Source organism: Methylobacterium sp. W2 (genome assembly GCF_020662345.1).
Classification (GTDB): Bacteria; Pseudomonadota; Alphaproteobacteria; order Rhizobiales; family Beijerinckiaceae; genus Methylobacterium.
In genome coordinates, this window is sequence record NZ_VMOA01000024.1 from 30,288 (window position 1) to 52,597 (window position 22,310).

The 22,310-nt window shown below is 68.2% G+C and carries 21 protein-coding genes; 10 read left to right on the forward strand and 11 right to left on the reverse strand.

Translation table 11 applies throughout. The features are described 5' to 3' along the window. The first annotated feature begins 95 nt into the window (after window positions 1-95). Together FPV16_RS14560 and FPV16_RS14565 are read left to right on the forward strand one after the other, a co-directional pair. Window positions 96-887, forward strand: coding sequence for an enoyl-CoA hydratase/isomerase family protein (locus FPV16_RS14560; RefSeq protein WP_227439116.1), 792 nt, complete (start codon window positions 96-98; stop codon window positions 885-887). 172 nt (window positions 888-1,059) lie between these two features. Next, a complete protein-coding gene (locus tag FPV16_RS14565) occupies window positions 1,060-2,568 on the forward strand; it encodes a carbohydrate porin (RefSeq protein WP_227439117.1) in 1,509 nt (502 codons plus the stop codon). 91 nt (window positions 2,569-2,659) lie between these two features. On the opposite strand, the gene FPV16_RS14570 is transcribed toward FPV16_RS14565, so the two are convergent. Continuing rightward, window positions 2,660-3,109 (reverse strand): MarR family winged helix-turn-helix transcriptional regulator, encoded by a 450-nt coding sequence (locus FPV16_RS14570; protein WP_227439118.1) that lies wholly within the window; start codon window positions 3,107-3,109, stop codon window positions 2,660-2,662. A gap of 227 nt (window positions 3,110-3,336) precedes the next feature. Here FPV16_RS14570 and FPV16_RS14575 point away from each other — a divergent pair, with 227 nt between their 5' ends. After that, window positions 3,337-3,636, forward strand: coding sequence for a hypothetical protein (locus FPV16_RS14575; RefSeq protein ID WP_227439119.1), 300 nt, complete (start codon window positions 3,337-3,339; stop codon window positions 3,634-3,636). A 355-nt stretch (window positions 3,637-3,991) separates the two neighbouring features. Beyond that, complete coding sequence (locus FPV16_RS14580) at window positions 3,992-4,219, forward strand: hypothetical protein (RefSeq protein WP_082470407.1); 228 nt, start codon at window positions 3,992-3,994, stop codon at window positions 4,217-4,219. A 102-nt stretch (window positions 4,220-4,321) separates the two neighbouring features. Here FPV16_RS14580 and FPV16_RS14585 read toward each other — a convergent pair whose 3' ends face one another. Further along, window positions 4,322-5,758 carry an NAD-dependent succinate-semialdehyde dehydrogenase gene (locus FPV16_RS14585; RefSeq protein WP_227439120.1) on the reverse strand — a complete coding sequence of 479 codons (1,437 nt, stop codon included), beginning with the start codon at window positions 5,756-5,758 and terminating at the stop codon, window positions 4,322-4,324. Between the two features lie 88 nt (window positions 5,759-5,846). Beyond that, window positions 5,847-6,638, reverse strand: coding sequence for a class II glutamine amidotransferase (locus tag FPV16_RS14590; protein WP_227439121.1), 792 nt, complete (start codon window positions 6,636-6,638; stop codon window positions 5,847-5,849). Between the two features lie 398 nt (window positions 6,639-7,036). Here FPV16_RS14590 and FPV16_RS14595 point away from each other — a divergent pair, with 398 nt between their 5' ends. Then, window positions 7,037-7,462, forward strand: coding sequence for a response regulator (locus FPV16_RS14595; RefSeq protein WP_227439122.1), 426 nt, complete (start codon window positions 7,037-7,039; stop codon window positions 7,460-7,462). 85 nt (window positions 7,463-7,547) lie between these two features. Here the strand turns inward: FPV16_RS14595 and rpsU are convergent, their stop codons facing one another. Beyond that, window positions 7,548-7,856, reverse strand: coding sequence for a 30S ribosomal protein S21 (gene rpsU / locus FPV16_RS14600; protein WP_018045519.1), 309 nt, complete (start codon window positions 7,854-7,856; stop codon window positions 7,548-7,550). 232 nt (window positions 7,857-8,088) lie between these two features. After that, the gene (locus FPV16_RS14605) at window positions 8,089-9,303 is read right to left on the reverse strand and encodes a polyhydroxyalkanoate depolymerase (protein ID WP_227439123.1); all 1,215 of its coding nucleotides are present in this window, start codon (window positions 9,301-9,303) and stop codon (window positions 8,089-8,091) included. A 311-nt stretch (window positions 9,304-9,614) separates the two neighbouring features. Between FPV16_RS14605 and FPV16_RS14610 the strand changes: the two genes are divergently transcribed. After that, the gene (locus FPV16_RS14610; protein ID WP_227439124.1) at window positions 9,615-10,271 is read left to right on the forward strand and encodes a glutathione S-transferase family protein; all 657 of its coding nucleotides are present in this window, start codon (window positions 9,615-9,617) and stop codon (window positions 10,269-10,271) included. A 44-nt stretch (window positions 10,272-10,315) separates the two neighbouring features. Here FPV16_RS14610 and FPV16_RS14615 read toward each other — a convergent pair whose 3' ends face one another. The 4 genes from FPV16_RS14615 to bla all read right to left on the reverse strand — a co-directional run bounded on the left by FPV16_RS14615 (window position 10,316) and on the right by bla (window position 14,739). Further along, the gene (locus FPV16_RS14615; protein WP_227439125.1) at window positions 10,316-11,758 is read right to left on the reverse strand and encodes an ATP-binding protein; all 1,443 of its coding nucleotides are present in this window, start codon (window positions 11,756-11,758) and stop codon (window positions 10,316-10,318) included. After that, window positions 11,755-12,483, reverse strand: coding sequence for a response regulator (locus FPV16_RS14620; protein WP_227439126.1), 729 nt, complete (start codon window positions 12,481-12,483; stop codon window positions 11,755-11,757). Before FPV16_RS14620 ends, FPV16_RS14615 begins: the two co-directional genes overlap by 4 nt. A gap of 149 nt (window positions 12,484-12,632) precedes the next feature. Then, window positions 12,633-13,748, reverse strand: coding sequence for a hypothetical protein (locus tag FPV16_RS14625; protein WP_227439127.1), 1,116 nt, complete (start codon window positions 13,746-13,748; stop codon window positions 12,633-12,635). A 103-nt stretch (window positions 13,749-13,851) separates the two neighbouring features. Continuing rightward, window positions 13,852-14,739 carry a class A beta-lactamase gene (gene bla / locus FPV16_RS14630; RefSeq protein WP_227439128.1) on the reverse strand — a complete coding sequence of 296 codons (888 nt, stop codon included), beginning with the start codon at window positions 14,737-14,739 and terminating at the stop codon, window positions 13,852-13,854. A gap of 228 nt (window positions 14,740-14,967) precedes the next feature. Here bla and FPV16_RS14635 point away from each other — a divergent pair, with 228 nt between their 5' ends. The 4 genes from FPV16_RS14635 (at window position 14,968) to FPV16_RS14650 (ending at window position 17,791) form a co-directional block, all read left to right on the forward strand. Continuing rightward, a complete protein-coding gene (locus FPV16_RS14635) occupies window positions 14,968-15,273 on the forward strand; it encodes an accessory factor UbiK family protein (RefSeq protein ID WP_056258921.1) in 306 nt (101 codons plus the stop codon). Window positions 15,274-15,565: 292 nt separating this feature from the next. Next, window positions 15,566-16,069: a YbjN domain-containing protein gene (locus tag FPV16_RS14640; RefSeq protein ID WP_018045511.1), complete on the forward strand. Its 504-nt coding sequence runs from the start codon at window positions 15,566-15,568 to the stop codon at window positions 16,067-16,069. Then, the gene (gene proC, locus FPV16_RS14645; RefSeq protein WP_227439129.1) at window positions 16,066-16,893 is read left to right on the forward strand and encodes a pyrroline-5-carboxylate reductase; all 828 of its coding nucleotides are present in this window, start codon (window positions 16,066-16,068) and stop codon (window positions 16,891-16,893) included. The genes FPV16_RS14640 and proC overlap by 4 nt, the downstream gene beginning before the upstream one ends. Window positions 16,894-17,041: 148 nt before the next feature. Further along, window positions 17,042-17,791, forward strand: a complete 750-nt coding sequence (locus tag FPV16_RS14650; RefSeq protein WP_227439130.1) for a TetR/AcrR family transcriptional regulator — start codon at window positions 17,042-17,044, stop codon at window positions 17,789-17,791. A gap of 411 nt (window positions 17,792-18,202) precedes the next feature. Here the strand turns inward: FPV16_RS14650 and FPV16_RS14655 are convergent, their stop codons facing one another. Continuing rightward, complete coding sequence (locus FPV16_RS14655; protein WP_227439131.1) at window positions 18,203-18,925, reverse strand: DUF4142 domain-containing protein; 723 nt, start codon at window positions 18,923-18,925, stop codon at window positions 18,203-18,205. 309 nt (window positions 18,926-19,234) lie between these two features. Continuing rightward, window positions 19,235-22,288 (reverse strand): DNA polymerase I, encoded by a 3,054-nt coding sequence (gene polA / locus FPV16_RS14660; protein WP_227439132.1) that lies wholly within the window; start codon window positions 22,286-22,288, stop codon window positions 19,235-19,237. Window positions 22,289-22,310: the final 22 nt, after the last annotated feature.

The following is a 22,310-nucleotide window of genomic DNA, read 5'->3' on the forward strand; positions in this document are numbered from 1 at the left end:
CCGCTCGGCCGGACGCGGTTGCCCAAAGCGGCCGGGATGGGCAAGACCTGTGTCGGACGGGCCGATCCTCGGCCGGTCCGGCATGGGACCCCCGCATGAGCGCCACCGACGAGATCCTGTTCGACACCGATAAGGCGGGCATCGCCCGCATCGTTCTCAACCGGCCGCAGGCGCGAAACGCCCTGACCTTCGCGATGTATCAGGGCCTCATCGACCTCTGCGACAGGATCGAGGCGGACGAGCGGATCAAGGTCCTCGTCATCACCGGCGCCGGCGAAAAGGCCTTCGCCGCCGGCACCGACATCGCCCAGTTCCGCGGCTTCTCCAGTCCGGAGGACGCCCTCGGCTACGAGCGCTTCATGGACAGGGTCCTCGGCGCGCTTGAGCGTCTGCGCGTGCCCGTCATCGCCGCCATCGCCGGCGCCTGTACCGGCGGCGGGGCGGCCATCGCCGCCTCCTGCGACCTGCGCATCGCCACCCGCGACGCCCGCTTCGGCTTTCCAATCGCGCGGACCCTGGGCAATTGCCTGTCGATGTCCAACCTGCGGCGCCTGTCCGGCCTCATCGGTCCCGCGCGGGTGAAGGACATGATCTTCACGGCCCGTCTGTTCGGCGCGGAGGAGGCGCTCTCGGTCGGCCTCGTCGGCGAGGTGGTGGAGGATGCCGCCGCCCTCGCCGCCAGGGCGACGGAACTCGCGACGCAGCTCGCCGGCCATGCTCCGCTGACCCTGCGGGCCACCAAGGAAGGCCTGCGCCGGCTCGACGCCGAGGCGGAGGGCGAACGCCCCGACGATGACCTCATCCTGATGTGCTACACCAGCGCCGATTTCCGCGAGGGCATGGAGGCGTTCCTGGCCAAGCGTCCGCCGAACTGGACCGGCCGGTAAGGCGCTCCTGGAACAGCGCCGCCCCGATGCCGATGTGGGCAGGGTGACACACCGGGCGGCGAAAGCCCCCGGCCGCCCCGCTCCCTCGGCTCGGTTGCAGCTCTGTCATGCTCTCCATGATAGAGCACGGGCAGGGGGGCGGCCGCCCTGGGACAGGCTCTTCTTCCGAGGGATGATGCTCCGCTCGTTTCCTCTCGCGACCGCCGTAGCCCTGTTGTCGGGCCTTGCCGCTTCGGGAGCCCATGCCCAGACCGCCGCCGAGATTGCGGCGCGGCAGGCACGTCTGGCTCTGGAAGGTCTCGACATCGGGTCAGCCCGCGGCGCCGGCGGCGATCCGCAGACGTCGGTGGCGCAGTCGGTGACCTCGGCCAAGCCGTCGGCCAACCTCAACACCTCGATCCAGGATCAGCTCGGCCCCTATGGCGATCCCTACGGCCTGCGCTCGTTCCTCAAGACCAAAGGCATCGAATACAGCCTCACCTATATCGGCGAGAGTTTTGGCAACGCGACGGGCGGCGCGCGGCGCGGCGCCATCGTCGAGGGACGCCTCGACGTTCAGTTCGATGCCGACCTCGAAAAGCTGGTGGGCTGGCAGGGGGCGGCGTTCCACACCAACCTCTACCTCATCCACGGCACCGGCCTGTCGCGCTACTACGTCAACAACTTCATCACGGTGAGCGCCATCGAGGCGCTGCCCGCCTCGCGGCTCTACGAACTCTGGCTGGAGCAGAAGCTGTTCGACGGGCAGTTCGGGCTGAAAGTGGGTCAGATCGCGGCCGATACCGAGTTCGCGGTGAGCCAGACCGGCACGCTGTTCATCAACTCCACCTTCGGCTGGCCCAACATCATGGCCGAGGTGCTGCCGAGCGGCGGGCCGATCTATCCCCTGGCGGTGCCGGCGGTCCGCGCGAAATACGTGCCCAACCAGAACTTCTCCCTGCAGGTCGGCATCTTCGACGGCGATCCGGCGGGGCCTTACCCCAGTGATCTCGATCCGCAGCGCCGCAACCGCACCGGCACGAATTTCCGCACCAACGATCCCGCTTTGGTCATCGCGGAGGCCGCCTACGCCTACAACATCGCGCAGGGCGATATCGGCGATCCCGGCACGGTGACGCTGGGGGGCTGGCACCATTTCGGCCGGTTCGATAGCCAGCGCTTCGACACGGCAGGGCGATCGCTGGCCGACCCGTCCACCACCGGTATCGCCCGGCGCTTCCGGGGCGACAGCGGCCTCTACGGCATCATCGACCAGACCATCTACCGCGAACCCGACGATCCCAACGACGGCGCCAGCGTGTTCGTGCGCCTCTCGGGGGCGCCCTCCGACCGCAACATCATGGATTTCTACGCCGATGCCGGCATCGCCTATAAGGGCCTCTTCAAGGGACGCTCCGACGACACGGTCGGGGTCGCCTTCGCCATCGCGCGGATCTCGGACAGCGCCCGAGGGTTCGACACCGATGTGATCCGCTTCGGCGGCGCAAGCGGACCCCGTCGGAGCAGCGAGGCCGTGATCGAGGCGACCTATCAGGCTGTCCTCGGACCCGGCGTCACGGTGCAGCCGGACATCCAGTACATCTTCCGCCCGAGCGGCGGCGTGCCCAATCCGCGCGATCCCGATGGCGCCCGGATCAAGAACGCGGCCGTGTTCGGAGTGCGGGCGACGGTGCGATACTGAGGAACACCGGTCTTCCACGCCTCGCGAATGTCTCGAGCAAAGTGGGAAGATCTCTGGGCGCGATACGCCCCGAGGGCCTGGCCGAACCTGGTCACATCGTGAGCGCGGCCACGGCGGCGCGGTAGACGGTCCGATCGATCGCGCCGAGATGCTCGGCGCAAGCGGCTTGCGCCTTTTCCCAGAGCGGGTACGCCTCGGCCAGGACCGCGTGCCCCTCATCGGTGAGCAGGATGCGTCTCACGCGCCGGTCGTCCGCATCGGCCTCGATCGTCAGAAGTCCGCGCCGTTCCAGGGGCTTCACGTTGGCGGTGATGGTCGTGCGATCCATGGACAGGGCCTGCGCCAACGCGCCGATGGTCGGAGCTTCGTCGCGGACGAGCATCATCAGCAGTGTGAACTGCCAGTTCGAGAGGCCGGTGGGACGGAGCGCCGCGTCATAGCGACGGCCGATGGCGCGCGCCGCCTTCTGAGCCGCGAAGCTGAAGCAGGCTTGTTCGACCCCGGCCGCGATCTTCGGGGTGAGGACCGGATGTCCGGTCATGGGACGTTCCTCGGGAGCGTTGATACCAACCAAATAGCGGCTCCGCAGGTTTTGTACAGCCCGAGCCGGCCGAGATCCCACGGAAATAGCATTGATATCAATCTATGTGTGAACGCGCACCGCAGTCTGCGATAATGAGTTTATATCAACGTTATCACAACCGGCCGAGGCGTCGGGTCACCAGAGACCCAACCCCGACGAAGGCTCACCACGCAGGACAATAGACCATGACCGCTCGCTCCACCTTCATCACCGCCACCATCCTCGCCGGCGTCGCAGCCGCGATCGTTCCTGCCAAGGCCGAGCCGGCGAGGTCGTTCGACGCCTGGGGCCATCGCTTCACTGTCCCCGGCCCGCAAGCGGCCGCGACCGTCCCCCCCACCAACGAGTCGACCACCGCTTCGCTCACGCCGAAGCGGTCCTACGCATCCGCCAAGGCGGGCAATGAGAATGCGGGCTCCGCGTCTGTGCCGGCAATCCGCACGCTCAACGTCTGGGGCGCACGGGTCGATGCCCCTACCTATTGATGGCAGGGCTGAGAACGACGTCGAAGCTCCCCCTCATCGCGGGTAGCCGGCGTTCCTCAACTCTTTGGACGATTCGCCTCGGCCTCCGGACATAGTTCCGGAACCGTGGTGGAGCGACAAGCCCAACCGATGACGAGACAGGGTGAGACGATCCATCCTGCCTCGCGCTGTCGGGCAAAGGCATCGGATCGAAAGGGCTCGCGTCGCGACCAACCGCATAGCCTCATCGGCTCAATGGCATTGATTTTATCGATATCGACTATCGATCGTATCTGTTTGATGAATGGTGCGCCGCAAAATATATCCCTCTCATGCAACGGGGCATCGGCCCCGGAACACCTGAGGGATCCTCGTCATGACCGTTCGTAGCCTTGTCCTCGCCGCTCTCGCCTCCGCCACCCTGGTTGGTACTGCGACCGCCGACGAGCGCATCACCGTCACCCCTACCCTCTATCGGGAGCAGGCCCGCGTCACGGCTGCCGTGCGTCCGGCCTCCGAGCTCACCACCACGCCGTCCCTGACCTCGCGTGCTCCCGCGACCCGGCGCATCGTCGCCGAGATCGTCGACCCTGCGACCCGCTAAAGCAGCTCCCGTGAGTAGGGCCGGAGCAAAGGCGTGCATCAGCGCTCCATGGGGTCTGCCCCATGGAGCGTTTTGCTTGTCGAGCCGACCGAATGCGGGTGTTCAGACGCTCGTCTGGCTCACGAATTTTGTTGTCAGATAAGCCTCGATCGCCTCCGAGCCGCCCTCGCTGCCGTAGCCGGAATCCTTGATGCCGCCGAAGGGGGTTTCGGGGAAGGCGAGGCCGTGATGGTTGATGCCGAGCATGCCGCTCTCGACCCGGGCGGCGATCTCCGTCGCGCGGGCGGCCGAGCGCGTATAGGCATAGGCGGCCAGACCATAGGGCAGCCGGTTCGCCTCGGCGAAGGCGGCGTCGTCGTCGGAGAAGCGCTGGACCAGGGCCACGGGGCCGAAAGGCTCCTCGTTCATGATACGCGCGGTGAGCGGGGTCTCGGCGAGCACGGTCGGTTCGAAGAAATGGCCGCGGTTGCCGATGCGCTTGCCGCCAGTGCGGAGTTCCGCGCCCTGCGCCACGGCGTCGGCCACCAAGGATTCCATCGCCTCGCGCCGGCGGGCATGAATCAGCGGCCCCATCTGGGTCTCGGGATCGAGCCCGTCGCCGACCCTGAGACTTCGTGCATGCGCCACGAATCCCTCGACGAAGCGGTCGTAGACGGAATCGTGGATGAGGAAGCGAGTCGGAGCGACGCAGACCTGCCCGGCATTGCGGAATTTGTTGGCGCCGAGCACCGAGACGGCCTTCTCCACGTCTGCGTCGCCGAAGACCAGGGCGGGGGCGTGGCCGCCGAGCTCCATGGTGACGCGCTTCATGTGGCGCCCGGCCAAAGCCGCGAGCTCCTTGCCCACCAGAGTGGAGCCGGTGAACGAGATCTTGGCGATGACCGGATGCGGGATCAGGTAGGACGAGATCTCCGCCGGATCGCCGAAGACCAGGGACAGCACGTCACCCGGCACCCCGGCATCAAGGAAGGCGCGGATGAGTTCGGCGCAGCTCGCCGGCGTATCCTCCGGCCCCTTCAGGATCACCGAGCAGCCTGTGCAGAGCGCCGCCGACAGCTTGCGGACCGCCTGGTTGATCGGGAAGTTCCAGGGCGTGAAGGCGGCGACGGGCCCCACCGGCTCGCGTAGAACCATCTGGGTCACGCCCGGCACGCGGGCGGGGATGATGCGGCCGTAGGCACGTTTCCCTTCCTCGGCGAACCAGTCGATGACGTCGGCGGCGGCAAGCGTCTCCACCCGCGCCTCGGCCAGCGGCTTGCCCTGTTCCAGGGTCATCGTCCGGGCGATGGCGTCGACACGCGCGCGGAGCAGATCGGCGGCCCGCCGCATCACCTTGGCGCGATCGAAGGCCGCGACCCTGCGCCATTCGGCGAATCCGCGACGGGCGGCCTCGAGGGCACGGTCGAGATCGTTGCGCGTCGCCACCGCCACGGTGCCGATGGCGTCGCCGGTGGCGGGGTTGAGGACGGGGATCGTCCGCGCGTCGGAACCCGGCGTCCAGGCGCCGGCGATGTGAAGGGTCACGTCCGGATAGTTCATCGGCGGCTCACGCTCTCGAAGGAGCATGGGTTGTCCGCCCTTCGCGCCAGCGCCGCAACCCTTCGTGTCGCAACCCTCGGGGGCGGTCTCAGGCCGCGATGCGGACCCGCGCCTCGTCGGCGCCCTTCACCGTCACCGTGCCGCCGCGCGTGGCCTGCAGCGTGCCGCCGCGCGGGATCACGATCCAGCCCTCCTTGCAATCGTCGATGGGCTCGGAGACCACCACGAGGCCGGTCTCGGTCTGGCGGTAGTACAGGCTCGGCGGGCGGCCGTCGCAGGCCCAGCGATAGGCGGTCAGGGTCTCCCCGTCGGTGACGACGGAGGTGAAGCGCAGGGCTTCGGTGATGCTGGCCGCCTGCATCAGGTCGCGGACCGTGGAGAGGGTCTCGGCCATGGCGCCGATCGGGTCTTCGGCGAGGCCATTGGCCAGGGCCAGGAGGAAGATCGCCTCGGAATCGGTGGTGCCGCGCCGCGCTTCGTAGAGCGCGTCCGGGATCAGGGCTTCGATCCGCCGCTTGATGCGGTGATAGCCGCCGATCTGGCCGTTATGCATGAACAGGTGCCGGCCATGGGCGAAGGGATGGCAGTTCGCCCGCGTGGTGGCCGTGCCGGTGGAGGCGCGGACATGGGCGAAGAACATCCGCGCGCGGACCTGCTGGCAGAGGTTGACGAGATTTTCGTCCGACCAGGCCGGGCAGACGTCGCGATATTGGCCCGGATCGGCCCGCTCGCCGTACCAGCCGATGCCGAAACCGTCGCCGTTGGTCTCCGTCTTCGCCTCGGTGGCGTGCAGCGACTGATGCACCAGCGAGTGCGTCGGGGCGCAGACGAGATCGGTCAGGAAGACCGGATCACCGCTATAGGCGAGAAAGCGGCACATGACTGAGCAACAACCCCCTGTTTCGGCACCCCTCCCCGGATCGGGAAACAGAAACCGTTCCATGATCCAGCTTGACGGTCGTTGAACTGTAACATTCGATCTTTCGCGGTGAACAGATCGTTAATGCATTGCAGCATGCCTGAACCTTGTGCGTCTGCGCAGGCGATGCGCAGACGCGCCCGATTTCGTGCATGCCGGGATCATAGACGGTCACCACGCCCGCTTTGAGGCGGTTCCCGATCTTTCGTTGCGGAAAGCGCATGGCCGTGGCGTCGGATGGCACCCTTGCCGATCCCGGCCCGGCGGGGCAGCCTCGACATCATCGAATCATCGACCGGGCGCACGACGCCCCGCAGGGCCGGCATCGTGCCTGGCCTCATTCCTTGGAAAGTGACCTCATGGATCGCACAATCCGCTCGACCGACGGCGCTGCATCGCGGGCTCAGAGCGATGGCCCCGTCGCCCTCGTGGTGGAGGACGATGCGGCGGTCCGCGACCTCGCCACCGCCATTCTCGAAGAGACCGATCTCGACGTCATCGCCTGTGACAGCGCCGAGGCGGCCATCGGCGTTCTCGAGCGCAAGGGCATGAACGTCGCCTTGCTGTTCGCCGATGTGCGCCTCGGCGGGGCCATGGACGGCATCGCCCTGGCGCGGACGGTGGAGCGGCGCTGGCCCGACGTACGGATGGTCCTGACCTCGGGCTACGACGAGCGCAGCACCGGCCGTCTGCCCGAACAGGCGGTCTACATGCAGAAGCCCTGGCGCGCCCTCGACGTGCTGGTGGAGGCGGAGCACGCGTCCGCTGCCGTGGGCATCGCCTGAAACGACACGACGCCCGCGCCGCTTCCGCGGCCGGGCGTCGGTGACAAGATCGAAGGACGGCCGGTGCAAGACCGGCCGCGCAGCCTTACGAAGCGACGTTGGTCGAGGGAGCGGCGCTCGGAGCGAAGGGCGAGCCGCCCGGACGACGCGGCGCACCGGCGCCGAAACGGGGCTTCGGCTTCGGAGCAGCGATCAGGCCCTCACGGATGGCGGTCTTGCGAGCCTGCTTGCGGGCGCGGCGGACAGCCTCGGCCTTCTCGCGTGCCTTGCGCACGGAGGGCTTCTCGTAAGCCTTGCGCTGCTTCATCTCGCGGAAGATGCCTTCGCGCTGCATCTTCTTCTTGAGAACGCGGAGTGCCTGGTCGACGTTATTGTCGCGAACGAGTACCTGCAACGGACTTGATCCTTTAGAGACGTATGGTTGTCGGACGGCGCCCTCTCCGAACGCCCCCGCCTGTCCGACGAGGGCAAACCGCCAATAGCCCCATACCCTGGATCGCTCCAGGGAGGGACCTGTGTGTGACGGTCTCGAATCGACGCTGAAAACTCACTTGGGGCAGGCTCATACACCAAGCGGACACGAGTTCCAACCGCTCTCGGCTAAATCCTGAGCCGGACGCGCATCCTCATGCGTGCGATTGGATGAAGTTGCGTACGAGCGGGTAGGTCTGTCCCTCCCACTTGCGGCCGGTGAAGACGCCGTAATGGCCGACGCCCGCCTGGAGGTGGTGGCTCTTCATATGCGGGGGGAGGCTGCTGCAGAGATCGTGCGCCGCCATGGTCTGGCCGACGGCGCAGATGTCGTCGCGCTCGCCCTCCACGGTCATCAGCGCGGTCCTGCGGATGGAGCGCATGTCGACGGGGTTGCCGCGATAGGTCAGCTCGTTCTTGGCGAGGGTGTAATCCTGGAACACCGTCCGGACCGTCTCGATGTAGAACTCTGCCGCGAGGTCGAGGACGGCGAAATATTCGTCGTAGAAGGTCTCGATCTGGTTGGCCTTGTCGGTCTCGCCGTTGGCGAAATGCCAGAACAGGTCGGCATGGCTCTGCTGGTGGCGCTTGGCATTCATCGAGACGAAGGCCGAGACCTGCATGAAGCCCGGATAGACCCGTCGGCCCGCCCCCGCATGGCGCTTGGGCACGGTGGCGATGAGGTTCTTCTCGAACCACGCGATCGGCTTCGAGGTGGCGAGCTTGTTCACCGAGGTGGGGCTGATGCGGCAATCCACCGGCCCGGCCATGAGCGTCATGCTGCGCGGAGGCGCGATGTCCTTCGACTGCGCCATGACGGCGGCGGCGGCGAGCGCTTGCACCGCCGGCTGGCAGACCGCCACCACGTGCGAGCCCTCGCCCATCGCGCCGAGAAACTGCACCAGGTGATCCACGTAATCGTCGAACCCGAACGGGCCGTCGGCCAAGGGCACGTCGCGGGCATTGTGCCAGTCGGTGATGTAGACGTCGTGATCGGCGAGCAGGGTGCGCACCGTGCCGCGCAGCAGCGTGGCGAAATGGCCCGAGAGCGGCGCTACCACAAGCACCTTGGGCTGCTCGGTATCGATGTCCTTCCGGAAGCGCAGCAGCGTCCCGAACGGAGTCGAGAACGTCGCCTCCTCGGTGACCGGAACCTCGCGGTTGCCGACCCGGATGCTGTCGATGCCGAAGGCGGGGCGGGCGAAGGTCAGCCCGGCGCGCATCATCATCCGGGCGCCGGCCGACCACCAGTTCATCGGCGCCGCGTTCCCGGTACCGACCCAGGGCGATACGGCATCGTGGACGAGCTTGCCCCAGGAACGGGTGCGCTGGGCGAGGTCGGACTGCACTTCGAAGGCATCGTAGAGCATGAAGCTCGAACTCCTGCGCGAACGATCGGGTAGCGAACCATTCGCTGTGTCGTGCACGGCTGCCGGATCGTCTCCGGACGGTCGTTCACGGCCCACTAGGCTGAGCCACGGTTGCGCACAACGCAATCGGCTCACAATACGATCTGTAATAAATGTTGTGAGAATGCACCACTGTCCCATCCCCGTAACAGGAAAGGTTTATCTCTCACGGCGGGTGGTGGCGCGGCGCGGCACGAGACTTGGATGTCCCCGGCCCATCCCGGGCCGAGAACTCCATGGACATTCGGGGATAACGACAACAGGGGATGGACATGCCGGTCGCCACGCTCACGATCTCGAGCCGGAACTACTCCTCGTGGTCGCTCCGGGGGTGGCTGGTCTGCCGCATGGCCGGGCTCGATTTCGAGGTCGAAGTCCTGTCCGGCGACGACGCATCCACGCGGGCCGAGTTATTGCACCTGTCGCCGTCCTTCCTCGTGCCCCGCCTCGTCCATGGCGAGATCGAGGTCTGGGACACCCTGGCGCTCGCCCAGTATCTCAACGAGACCTATCCCGATGCGGGCTTCCTGCCGAAGGATCCCGTGGCCCGGGCGCGCTGCCGCTCGATCTCGGGCGAGATGCATGGCGGGTTCATCAACCTGCGCTCGGCGCTGCCGATGAACCTCAAAGCCCGTCACACCGATTTCAAGATCTTCAACGGAGCCCGGGGCGACATCGAGCGGATCATCACCATCGTCGAGGATTGCCTGTCGCGCTACGACGGCCCGTTCCTGTTCGGGACGCGCCCGAGCTTGGCCGATGCCATGTTCGCGCCGGTCTGCACCCGGTTCCAGACCTATGACGTCCCGCTGCCGCGCAAGGTCGCGGCCTATCGCGACACCATTCTCGCCTGGCCCCTGATGGTGGAATGGACCGAGGCGGCCGCTGCCGAGCCCGACGAGATCGAAGAACTCGACATGGAGTTCTGAGAGAAAGCACTCGGCGTGCATTCCGCAACATCCGGATGCCGGAATCATCCGCCGGCCGGTGCGGCGGCTCCATGGTTCGGCATCGGGGTCGCGTGCGGCGGCGTTCCTTGAGCGACCGCGAGGGGCAGGTCGATCCGGGCCACGAGGCCGCGGGGCGCCTTGTTCGACAGGGTGAGCCGGCCGCCATGCCCCTCGACGATGGCGAGCACGATCGAGAGGCCGAGGCCGAAGCCGCTGGCCTCGTCGAGATTCCGAGCCCGGTCCCCACGCACGAAGGGCTGCACCATGGCGTCGCGCTCGGCCTCGGGAATGCCGGGGCCGTCGTCGGACACTTCCAGTGCCACGCCCTGTTCGGACGGATGCATCGTCAGGCGCGCCGAGCCACCATACTTCACCGCATTGTCGACGAGGTTGACGATGGCCCGCTGCAGATCGTCCGCCCGGCCGCGCACGAGGACGTGGCGGGTCTGCTCCAGACGCACGTCGGCGCCGACATCGGTGAAACCGTCACACACGGTCTGGACCAAGGAGGCGAGGTCGACGAGGCTGTGGGCGCCGCGCGCCTGGCCGTCCCGGATGAAGGACAGGGCGGCGTCCACCAATCCGTTCATCTGGTCGAGGTCGCGCAGGGTCATGGTGCGGGCGTGGTCGTCCTCGATGAACTCGGCCCGCAGGCGCAGGCGGGTGATCGGGGTCCGCAGGTCGTGGCTGATCGCCGCCAGCATCTGGGTCCGGTCGTCGATCAGGCGGCGGACGCGCCCGCGCATGGTGTCGAGGGCGCGCGAGACCGCCGCCACCTCCTTCGGCCCGTTCCGGGGCAGGGCCACGAGGTTCATGCCCGTGCCGAAGGCGTCGGCAGCCTCGGCGAGCTTCGCCAGCGGCGCGGTCAGGGCCCGCGTCGCCCAGATCGACATGAGGGACAGGGTGATGCCGAGGAGGACGAAGGTGAAGACGATCGGGCCGGGGCCGAAGGGCGGCCGGTCGTCGTCCGGCAGGGTGGCCTGCAGGCTCGCCCCCGAGGGCGTCAGGATGCGGATGCGGATGCCGCTCCCCGGCTCCCTCCGGCCCGGCGGCGACAGGTCGGTTATGGTGAGCGGGCGGCCGACCCCCTCGCGCATGCGCCGGACCATGGGATGGTCCGGTCGTCCGCCCCCGGAGGCGGTGGGCAGCGTGCCCGGGGGCTCGGAGGTCGCCGTTGCCGGTTGGATCCGGAGGGAGGGCAGGCTGAGCGCCGCGTCCCGCAGCAGGCTCGCCCGGTCCTCCGGCGGAGCGACGTCGAGGAGGCGCACGATGGTGGCCAGCCGTGTCGCGGCCACGCCGGGATGGTTCTCCGGATTCCAGGGTTCGCGCAGGAGGAAGAAGGCGAGGGTCGCTACCGCATGGCTGACGACGATGGCGGCCACGCTGAGGATCGCGATCTGGCCGGCGATGCTGCGCGGCGGGCGGCCGATGAGGCGGCGCCAGCGGCCCTTCCCCTCAGTGCTCATGATCGGGTCACAGTCGGCGTGAACAGGTAGCCGCCCGAGCGGATGGTGCGGATGATCTCGGGATTGCGCGGATCGGCCTCGATCTTCTGGCGGATGCGGCTGATGAGGACGTCGATGCTGCGCTCGAACGGGCCGGCGGCGCGTCCCTGCGTCAGGTCGAGGAGCTGATCGCGCGAGAGCACCCGGCCGGGCCGGAGACAGAGCGCGTGGAGGAGGTCGAATTCGGCCCCGGTGATGGTGATGCGGGCCTCGTCCGGGCTGAGGAGCTGGCGCAGGGAGACGTCGAGGGTCCAGTCGAGGAAGCGTAGCCGGCGGGCGCCGTCGTCGCCGGCGGCCTCGGTGCCGGCACCCCGCCGCAGGATCGCGCGGATGCGGGCGAGGAGTTCGCGCGGGTTGAAGGGCTTAGCGAGGTAGTCGTCCGCGCCGATCTCGAGGCCGACGATCCGGTCGATCTCCTCGGCCTTGGCGGTGAGCATCAGGATCGGGATCGAGGATCCCGCCCGCAGGCGCCGGCACAGGCTCAACCCGTCCTCGCCCGGCAGCATCAGGTCGAGGACGATGAGGTCGACCCGCGCATCCGTCAGCGCCCGGTCCATCTCGCGCCCGTCCCCGGCCAGACTCACCCGGCATTCGTTGGCGCGCAGGTACCGCGCCACGAGGGCGCTAATCTCGCGGTCGTCTTCGACCACGAGGATATGGGGCGTGGCGGGCGTGGTCTGCGTCATGTCTCGTCCATCCGGTGGCCGTTTATGACGCCTCGGCCGAGGGATTCGAAGGGGATCGCGAGACTAGAATTGTAAACGTCTGTTTCGGGCCCGCATCCAGGATACGTTTGGCAAATGGTGTGGGCCGCAAGAGTGCGTCCGCGCCGCCTCTATCGCCGGCGAAACCCGAAATACCCGCCATCGGCGTCGTAGAGCACGTCGAAACCGTTGAGGAAGCGCAGGCCCGTGTTCACGAAGGGCTCCGGGCGACGGGTGTTGAGGGTCACCTTGTCCGGGGAGAGGGGGGACGTGTCGCCCACGACGATGTCGTAGGCCGCCGCCTGTGCGGAGAAAGTGAAGCCGAGCCGGGTGCCGGGCAGGAGTTGGCTCCGGCCGTCGTCATCGGCGGCGACGGCACCGTTCACGGCCTCGCCCGGCGGGGTCAGGTACATCACCGACACGCCGGTATCGACGAGCGCCCGGCCGCAGGCACCGGGCGCCTGCCCGTTCAGCGCGATGCAGACGGGGACGCCCTGCCACTCGCCGGGAATGTCCGGGTGCGGATCGAGCTTCACGAAGCGGATGTCGCCGCGCGTATTCGCCCCGGTGAGCCCCACATGGATGCCCGCCCGCGTCACCACGTAGCCCCGCCGGACAGCTCCCCGGCCCTCGGGCGCGAGGTTGAGGAGGGGGTTGGTGTCGGGCGTGCTCTGGCTCTGCGCGTCGCCCTCCCGCCCGAAGCCGACGCCCATCATCGCGACATGCTCGGGCATCGTCTCGGGCGTACAGGCGCGGGCCGTGTCCGTGCAGTCGATCCGCGTCACCGCGAGGACCGGGATGGGTGCGGTGATGACGCTGGCCTCGTTGCGGCCGACCAGGGTGACCGGCAGCGTCACCCAGCGCCCGATCATGATCCGCCCGGAACTGCTGTAGGTGAGCCGCCCCGGCCGCGACGGCATCGCCTCGAAGCCGGGGATGCGGCTCGCCGAGACCACGATGCCGGTAGATCCGGTATCCATCAGCACGGGGCGCACCTCTCCCCCGAAGGACAGGCCGAGACGCGGCGAGCGCGTCATCTCGGCGCCATCCTCCGCCGCGTTGAGATAGGAGAGATACGTGCCCTGGCGGAAGCCGTCGTAATCCGGCCTGTCGGCGCCATGGGCGGGATGGGCGGCGAGGCTCAAGGCGGCGATCCCGAATGCGAGTGCGACAGGCGAGGCGATCCTCGATCCCCCGGCCCTTTCTTGCGCGATGCCGACGCGATGCTCACGGCCCCTGCTCATCATCCGGTCCTCCCGAGCGACGAGGAGGCGGCACCGGAGCCGACCGGATCATCGTCACGCCATCCGTTCTCCGGCCGAGCTTGGCAGATCGGCGCTTAAGGGACGCTTACAGGGAGGCGACGACGGCCCGGGCCACCGACGCGATGGTGGCGCTGCGCGCCTCCGGCGATGTTCTCGCCCCGGTCAGGTAGACCGTCAGGACGAGGGGAGGCCGGCGTGGCGGCCAGATCACGGCGGCGTCGTTGGCGGTGTCGTTCTCCCCCGATCCGGTCTTGTCGCCGATGCGCCAGTCCTTCGGCAGGCCGGCGCGCAACCGTGCATCGCCGGTGCGGCAGCCGACGAGCCAGGCGATGAGGAGGGCACGCGAGGCCGGCGAGAGCGCGTCCGCGAGGACGAGGCGCCGGAGCGTTTCCGCCATGGCGAGCGGCGTGGTGGTGTCGCGCGGATCGCCGGGGGCGGCCTCGTTGAGATCGGGCTCGGTGCGGTCGAGCCGGCTCGTCTCATCGCCGAACGCGCGGATCCGGGCGGTGAGCCCGGCGGGACCGCCCATCGTCCCGAGGAGGAGGTTGGCGGCGGTGTTGTCGCTCAGGGTGACGGCCGCCTCGCAGAGTTCGGCGATGGTCATGCCCTCGCCCCCCGCCCTCGGCCCGCTCAGGGGCGAGTACGGCACGACCTCGCGCGGCTCGTAGCGCAGGCGCCGGTCGAGGCTGTCCTCGCCCCGGTCTACTCGCGCCAGCACCGCGCCGGCGGCGAGGAGCTTGAACGTGCTGCATAGGGGGAAGCGCTCGTCCCCGCGATGCGCCGCATGGGCGCCGCTGCCGGTATCGAGAAGACCGATCCCGAGCCGCCCGCCGCTCGCCTCCTCGATCTGTGCGAACCGGTCGGCGAGGTCCTGGCGGAACGCCCCCTCCGCCCGGGCGGCACATCCCGCGCCGAGCCAGTTCCCCGCCGCCCAGGCGGCTGCGCAAAGGGTGAATTCGCGTCGCCTGACCATGCATGTCCTCGCCGGGAATCGGGATCTGAGTCCGGCGGATCGTCGCCGAGCAACGCGGCGGCTTTACGGTGTCATCCGGGCCGGCGGAACGGCATTCCAGCGCGCCTGATCGTCGATTCCTCGCCCACGGGCCGGGGATCGGATTGCCTCGCGGGCCGTCGATTCTTATCTCATCCTCTCAGGTGCTGGCGCGATGTCCGACGCGGGCCTCGATCTCGGGAGACGACGATGCAAGGCTCTAAGGACGGCACGGGCCGTGGTTCGAACCGGTTGTTCGACGATTTCGCCCGGTTGATGACCGACGCCGCCGGGGCGGCGCAGGGGGTGAAGCGCGAGGCGGAGACGGTGTTCAAGGCGCAGGTGGAGCGCCTGATCCGCGACATGGATATCGCCTCGCGCGAGGAGGTGGACGTCCTGCGCGACCTCGTTTCGGCGCTGCGCAGCCAGAACGATGCCCTCGCAGCCCGCGTCTCGGCGCTGGAAGGCCGCCTCGGCACACAGGATACGCCGCCTGCGCCCGCCACGCCGGTCTGATTCGGGCGCCCCGGTCGGGTTCAAGCTTGTGCACAGGAAGGAATGGTGGAAATCCGCTTTCCTGTTCACCGCTTCTCCCGAGCGCTTTGAAACGCGAGTCCGCCACGGTCTATAGTGAGTGAAGCACTGATTCGCTTCGCCCCCGGACCCGACCTTCGACCCTTCAACTTCTCGCCGACCAAGCTGTGCCTTGCCTATGTGCGGATTCAGCTTGGGAACGGTGACTCGTGAGCGGGATCGATTGTCGTTCACCATTATCGGCGCCCCTCCCGGGACGCCAACCTGGACCGCTATGACCCAACTCCACATCGAAGGCCTCGACCGGAACGAGCATCCCCTCGACATCGTCGAGCGGCTCGCCTCCCTTCGCGATTGGATCTTCGACCGGGCCGAGACCGACGAGATGTCGGTGGCCGTGGCCGGCCGCTGGTCCGATTATCACGTCGCCTTCACCTGGATCGAGGACGTGGAGGCCCTCCACGTGGCCAGCGCCTTCGATCTCAAGGTTCCAGCGCATCGCCGCACCGAGATCCTCACCCTCATTTCCCTCGTCAACGAGCAGCTCTGGGTCGGCCATTTCGACCTGTGGTCCACCGACAGCGTGGTGATGTTCCGGCACTCGCTGCTGCTCACGGACGGCGCTGCGCCGACCCAGAGCCAGTGCGCGATGATGCTGAAATCCGCTGTCGATGCCTGCGAGCGCTATTATCAGGCGTTCCAGTTCGTGCTCTGGGCCGGCAAGTCCGCCCGTGAATCCCTGGATGCGGTCCTGTTCGAGACCGAAGGCGAGGCGTGACCATCCCGTCTTCCTCTGCCTTGCCCGCGTCCCTCACCCTGGTGGGTGCGGGCAAGATGGGCGGCGCGATGCTGGCGGGCTGGCTCGCGGGCGGACTCGATGCCGCCAGGACCTGCGTCGTCGATCCGCAGGCCTCGTCCGAGATGGTGCGGCTCTGCGAGAGCCACGGCATCGCCCTGAACCCGAGCGACCTGCCGGCCAACGACGCGCTGATCCTCGCGATCAAGCCGCAGGGGTTGGAGGGCGCGGCCGGCCTCCTCGACGGATTGATCGCACCCCACACGCTCGTGGTCTCGATCCTGGCGGGCAAGACCATCGCCGACCTGTGCCGCCGCCTGCCCTCCGCCCGGGCCGTCGTCCGGGCGATGCCAAACTTGCCGGCGAGCATCGGCCGCGGCGTCACCGGAGCGGTGGCGAGCGCCGACGTATCCCCCGACCAGCGCGATCAGGCCGATGCGCTGCTGAAGGGCGTCGGCGCGGTGGAATGGCTCGACGACGAGGCGCTCATCGACGCACTGACGGCGGTCTCCGGGTCCGGCCCTGCCTATGTATTCCTCCTGGCCGAGGCCATGGCGGAGGCGGGCGTGGCCGCCGGCTTGTCCGCCGACATGGCCGCGCGTCTCGCCCGCGCCACGGTAGCGGGGGCCGGGGCGCTCCTGTCCACCAGCCCCTCAGAGGCGGGACAGTTGCGGCGCGACGTGACCTCGCCCGGCGGCACCACGGCGGCGGCGCTGGCCGTGCTCATGCGCGACGGCGGCGTGCCGGACCTGATGCGCGAGGCGGTCGCCGCGGCGGCGGTGAGGGCCGGCGAACTCTCCGGCTGAGCGTCCCCAAAGTGCCTCTCGCAAAACTCCCGTTGCGCCGTCGTGCTCTGAGCGAGACCCGACGGTGATGGGGAGTTTTGTGAGGCACTCTAACCGATCCGCCTGCGCAACCTACATTGTAGGGAACAGACACGAGGATCGAACGACCATGGCCAACACCACAGGTGCGAAGTCCACGGACGGTAATGAGACCGGCGGAACCGACATCGCCGTCGCCGCCCCGCGGCAATCTCCGCGCGAGGCCGTCGTCGAGGCCCTGATGCGGCTTGCCGCCGTGCAGCCGTGGAACGACATCGAGATCGGCGACATCGCCCGCGAGGCCGGCCTGTCGCTGGCCGAGTTCCGGGAGCTGTTTCCCTCCAAGGGAGCCGTGCTCGGCGGCCTGTCTCGGATCATCGACCGCAAGGTGCTGGAGGGCGATTCCTCCGACCTCGCCGAGGAGCCCACCCGCGAGCGTCTGTTCGACGTGCTCATGCGCCGCCTGGATGCGATGACCCCCTACAAGGACGCCCTGCGCCGGATCTCCTACGCCCTGCGCGGCGACCCACTCTCCCTCGTGGCCCTGAACGGCGTTGCGCTGAACTCCCACCGTTTCATGCTGGCGGCCGCTGGCATCGACACCGAGGGGCCGCTCGGGCGGATCAAACTTCAGGGCGTGGTCATCGCCTTCGCCCGCACGGTGGAAGTCTGGCTCGACGACGACGATCCGGCTCTGGCGCGGACCATGGCGCGCCTCGACAAGGAAATCCGCAACGGCGAGCGCTTCATGGAGCGTGCCGACGACGCCCGCCGCCTCACGGCGCCGTTCCGTGCGCTGGGCCGCTCGCTCCTCGACCGCGGCGCCCGCCAGCGCCGGGGCAAGCGGCCCGAGGACGAGGTGGATCAGCAGACGGTGTGACAGAACGGTTTCCCTCCCCCCTCTGCGGGGGAAGGTGGCCCGTAAGCGGGTCGGGAGAGGGGATCGCGTTGTCTGGAGAGGTCGCCCCCTCTCCCGCCTGCTCCGCAGGCACCCTCTCCCGCAGAGGCTACGGCGTTCAAACATCTCGCGGGATGCACAGGTCCCCTCTCCTGGAAGGAGAGGGACAGGGTGAGGTGTGTGAGCTTTCCGGAGATGAACCACACCTCACCCCAGCCCTCTCCTTCCAGGAGAGGGAGCATGTCGCGCGTCATGTCGAACCCGTTTGGATCGAGCGAACATCCATCGAGCAGGTGTGTGGATCCGGTAACCCGCAGAGGGGAGAGGGTGGATTGAGCCCGAACGAAAAAGGGCCGCCCCATCGGGCGGCCCTTTCCATGTCAGGCTGGTCGATCAGCCGCCGATGCGGTTGGCGAGAACGGCCGAGTGGCCGTGCTGGTTGGCAATGTAGGGAAGCGCCTGGTTGGCGAACTCGCGGCCCTGGGCGTTGTCGCCGTTGCGCGAGTAGGACTCGTAGAGGCCGAGGGTGCGGGCATCCGAACGGGCCTGCTGCTGGGCGTAGGTCCGGTCGAAATCGCGGCCGGTGGGGGCGTTCTTCAGGCGGTCGATGCGGGCCTGACCCTCGGGGCCGATGGCGACGCGGCGGCCGGGCTCGCCGGGGGTGTTGTCGATGATGCCGACGCCGCCGAGGACGCCGCCGACGATCCGCGACGCGATGGTGGCCGAGATCGTCACCGGGGCGAGGACGACGCCGACCGGGTTGTCGAAGCGGGTCTCGAAGGGCTGGCTGTCGGAGACGACGGTGCCGCCGGCGGTGAGCGACGTGCCCTCGGGCAGCAGCGCCTTGGTGGTGGCCTCACGCTCGACCAGCACGTTCTTGGCGTAGTTGCGGACGTTCGGGTTGCGCGAACGCTCCAGAGCGATGCGGCTCGACTCGATGCTCACGGCATCCGAACGCAGGGCGGCGGCGCGGAACGAGGAGGTGTCGCGGGCCTCGGGGGCGTTGGCATCGAACTGCGGGGCGACACGGATGCCGAGGGGCTCCTGAGCCAGGGCCGGAGTCGTGATCGCCGCGACGGTGAAGCCGAGGGCGGCGAGAAGCTTGGTGTTGATCATGGCGGAGGTTGTCCTCACACGCCTTTACGGCGTTTGGTTGAACGAACGTTTCGTCCGGCATGAACGTTTCGTTAACGGGGCGGTTCCCGCGTGACGGGCATGGCAGTGGTGCGGCGCAGCATGCTTCACCTCTTCGTGATTCGGCATGCGCCTCCTCGAAGCGAGACGCGGGCGGAGACCGAATCCCGTCCTCGAACCTCATCCCGAGGCGCCGCGTAGCGGCCTCGAAGAAGGATTAGAGAAACCCGCCGAGCGAATTGGAAGGTTTTGCTGCGCTGACGCAAGGTGAGGTGAGGGCATGGGACGACGTCAATGCGCTTCCTCCCAGTTCCCCGCCGCCTGCGCCTCCACCACCAGCGGGACGCGTAAGGTCAGCGCCGGCGACGGCGCCTCGACCATCACCCGGCGGATGACGGGTAGCGCCTTCTCCACCTCGTCCTCGGGGGCCTCGAACACCAGTTCGTCGTGCACCTGCAGCAGCATGGTCACGTTGAGTTTTTCCGCCCGCAGCGCCTGCTCCATCCGGGTCATGGCCCGGCGGATGATGTCGGCAGCCGAGCCCTGGATCGGGGCGTTGATGGCCTGGCGCTCCACCGAGGCGCGCTCGTTCGGGTTGTTCGAGCGGATCTGCGGATAGTGGCAGACGCGGCCGAACAGGGTGGTGACGTAGCCCAGATCGCGGCAGAGCTTCTTGGTGTCGTCGATATAGGCGCGGATGCCGGGGAAGCGCTCGAAATACTGCTTGATGAAGGCGCTGGCCTCCTCGCGGCCGATGCCGAGGCGGTCGGCGAGACCGAAGGCCGAGATCCCGTAGATGATGCCGAAATTGATCGTCTTGGCGCGCCGGCGCAGGTCCGCGGTCATGTCCTTCAAGGGCACGCCGAACATGGCGCTGGCGGTGGCCGCATGGATGTCGACGCCGTCCTCGAAGGCCTGCCGCAGCTGCGGGATGTCGGCGATGTGGGCGAGGATGCGCAGTTCGATCTGGCTGTAATCGGCCGAGATGAGCTTTCTGCCCTCCGGCGCCACGAAGGCGCGGCGGATGCGCCGGCCCTCCTCGGTGCGGATCGGGATGTTCTGCAGGTTCGGCTCCGAGGAGGAGAGCCGGCCGGTGGTGGTGGCGGCGAGCGAGAACGAGGTGTGGACCCGGTCGGTCTCCCGGTCGGCATGCTGCTGCAGCGAATCCGTGTAGGTCGATTTCAGCTTGGCGAGCTGGCGCCATTCCAAAATCTTCTTCGGCAGTTCGTGGCCGGCCTGGGCCAGTTCCTCCAGAAGGGTGGCGGGCGTGGCCCATTGGCCGGACGGCGTCTTTTTGGCGCCGGGCAGGCCCATCTTGCCGAACAGGATGTCGCCGATCTGTTTCGGCGAGGAGACCTGGAAGCGCTCGCCGGCATCCTCCTGGATCTCTTCCTCCAGCCGCACCAGGATCTGCGAGAAGTCGCCCGAGAGTCGGCTCAGCATGTTGCGGTCGACGCGGATGCCCGCCGCTTCCATCCGGGCGATCACCGGGATGAGGGGGCGTTCCAGGGTCTCGTAGACCGTGACCCGCCTCTCGGCGACGAGGCGCGGCTTCATCATCCGCCACAGGCGCAGGGTGACGTCCGCATCCTCGGCGGCGTAGGCGGTGGCCTTGTCGAGCGGCACCTTGTCGAAGGTGATCTTGGCCTTACCGGTACCGGCCACGTCCGAGAAGCTGATCGGCTGGTGGCCGAGATGGCGGCGGGCGAGTTCGTCCATGCCGTGCCCGCCCTTGCCGGCATCGAGCACGTAGGAGATCAGCATCGTGTCGTCGAAGGGGGCGATCTCGATGGCGACGCTCTGGCGCCGGAACACCAGCCAATCGTACTTGATGTTCTGCCCGACCTTGAGGACGCCCGGATCCTCGAGAAGCGGCTTCAAGGCCGTCAGGGCGGCATCGATCGGGATCTGGCCGCCGACCGGGCTGAACTGCCCCGTGGCCGCCTTGGCATCGCCGAACAGGTCGCCCGCCTCGGATGCCGCCACCGGCTCCAGATGGGCGAGGGGGATATAGGCCGCCCGCCCCGGCGCCACCGCCAGGGACACGCCGACGAGGGCGGCGTTGTTGGCGTCGAGGGAGTCGGTCTCGGTATCCACCGCCACCACCCCGGCCTCGCGCGCCTCGGCGATCCAGGCCTCGAGCTGGCCGAGGCTGGTGATCGTCTCGTAGGCCGTGGTGTCGATGGGGTTCGTCCCCTCCGCCGCACGGGTGGCGACGAGGGAGGAGGGCGTCGCCTCGGCAGGGCCGCGCGGCTTTGGCCCGCCCTCTGGCAGGTTCAGGTTGGCGAAGGGGTCGACCTCGCCGCCCTCCGTCGCTCCCTCGAACGGGGGCGCATCGGCCCCGTCCGAGCCCGGCAGCAGGGCGGGGTCGGGCTTCACCGTCTCCGGGTCCACATGCAGCATCGAGGCGATGCGGCGGGTGAGCGTGTTGAATTCCATCGCCTTGAGGAAGCCGACGAGCTTCGAGGGGTCGGGCGCCGGCAGGCGCAGGTCGTCGAGGGCCACGGGGAGCGGCACGTCCTCCACCAGCGCCACCAGCCGGCGCGAGAGCTTGGCCTGATCGATGCTGGCGAGCAGGGTCTCGCGGCGCTTGGGCTGCTTGATCTCGCCCGCCCGCTCCAGCAGCGCGTCGAGGCTGCCGTATTCCTTGATCAGCGCCGCCGCCGTCTTGAGGCCGATGCCGGGCACGCCGGGCACGTTGTCGGACGTGTCGCCGATGAGCGCCAGGGCGTCGCCGATCTGGTTCGGCTGCAGGCCCTCCCATTTGGCGATGATGGCGTCGAGGTCGAGGTTGCGCTCGGGCCGATGGCCGGGCTTGCCCTTCACGCCGGATTCGAAGTCGTAGAACCGCACCAGCGGCCCCACCAACTGCATCAGGTCCTTGTCGGAGGAGACGATGATGACACCGGCGCCCCGCGCCTCGGCCTGGCGCGAATAGGTGGCGATGAGGTCGTCGGCCTCGTAGCGTTCGAGCTCGATGGGCTGCAGGCCGAAGGCGCGCACGGCCTCGCGCATCAGCGGCATCTGGCGCTTGAGGTCGTCCGGCGCGTCGGGGCGGTGGCCCTTGTAGTCAGGGAAGAGCTCCTTGCGGAACGAGCCCTCCGACTTGTCGAACACGATGGCCAGATGCGTCGGCTTGATTCCCGCCGCGCCGTCCTGAACGAACTGGGCGATCTTGGTGCAGAACAGCCGGACCGCCCCCGTGGGCAGGCCGTCCGAGGGCCGGGTGTTGTACTTCTGGTCCTGGTTGATCGACTGGAAGTAGGCTCGGAAGATGAAGGACGACCCGTCCACCAGGATGATCTGATCGCCGGGGCCGACGGGGGCGGAAGCGCTGGTCGTCATCAGGCGGCAATGTCTCGCGAAG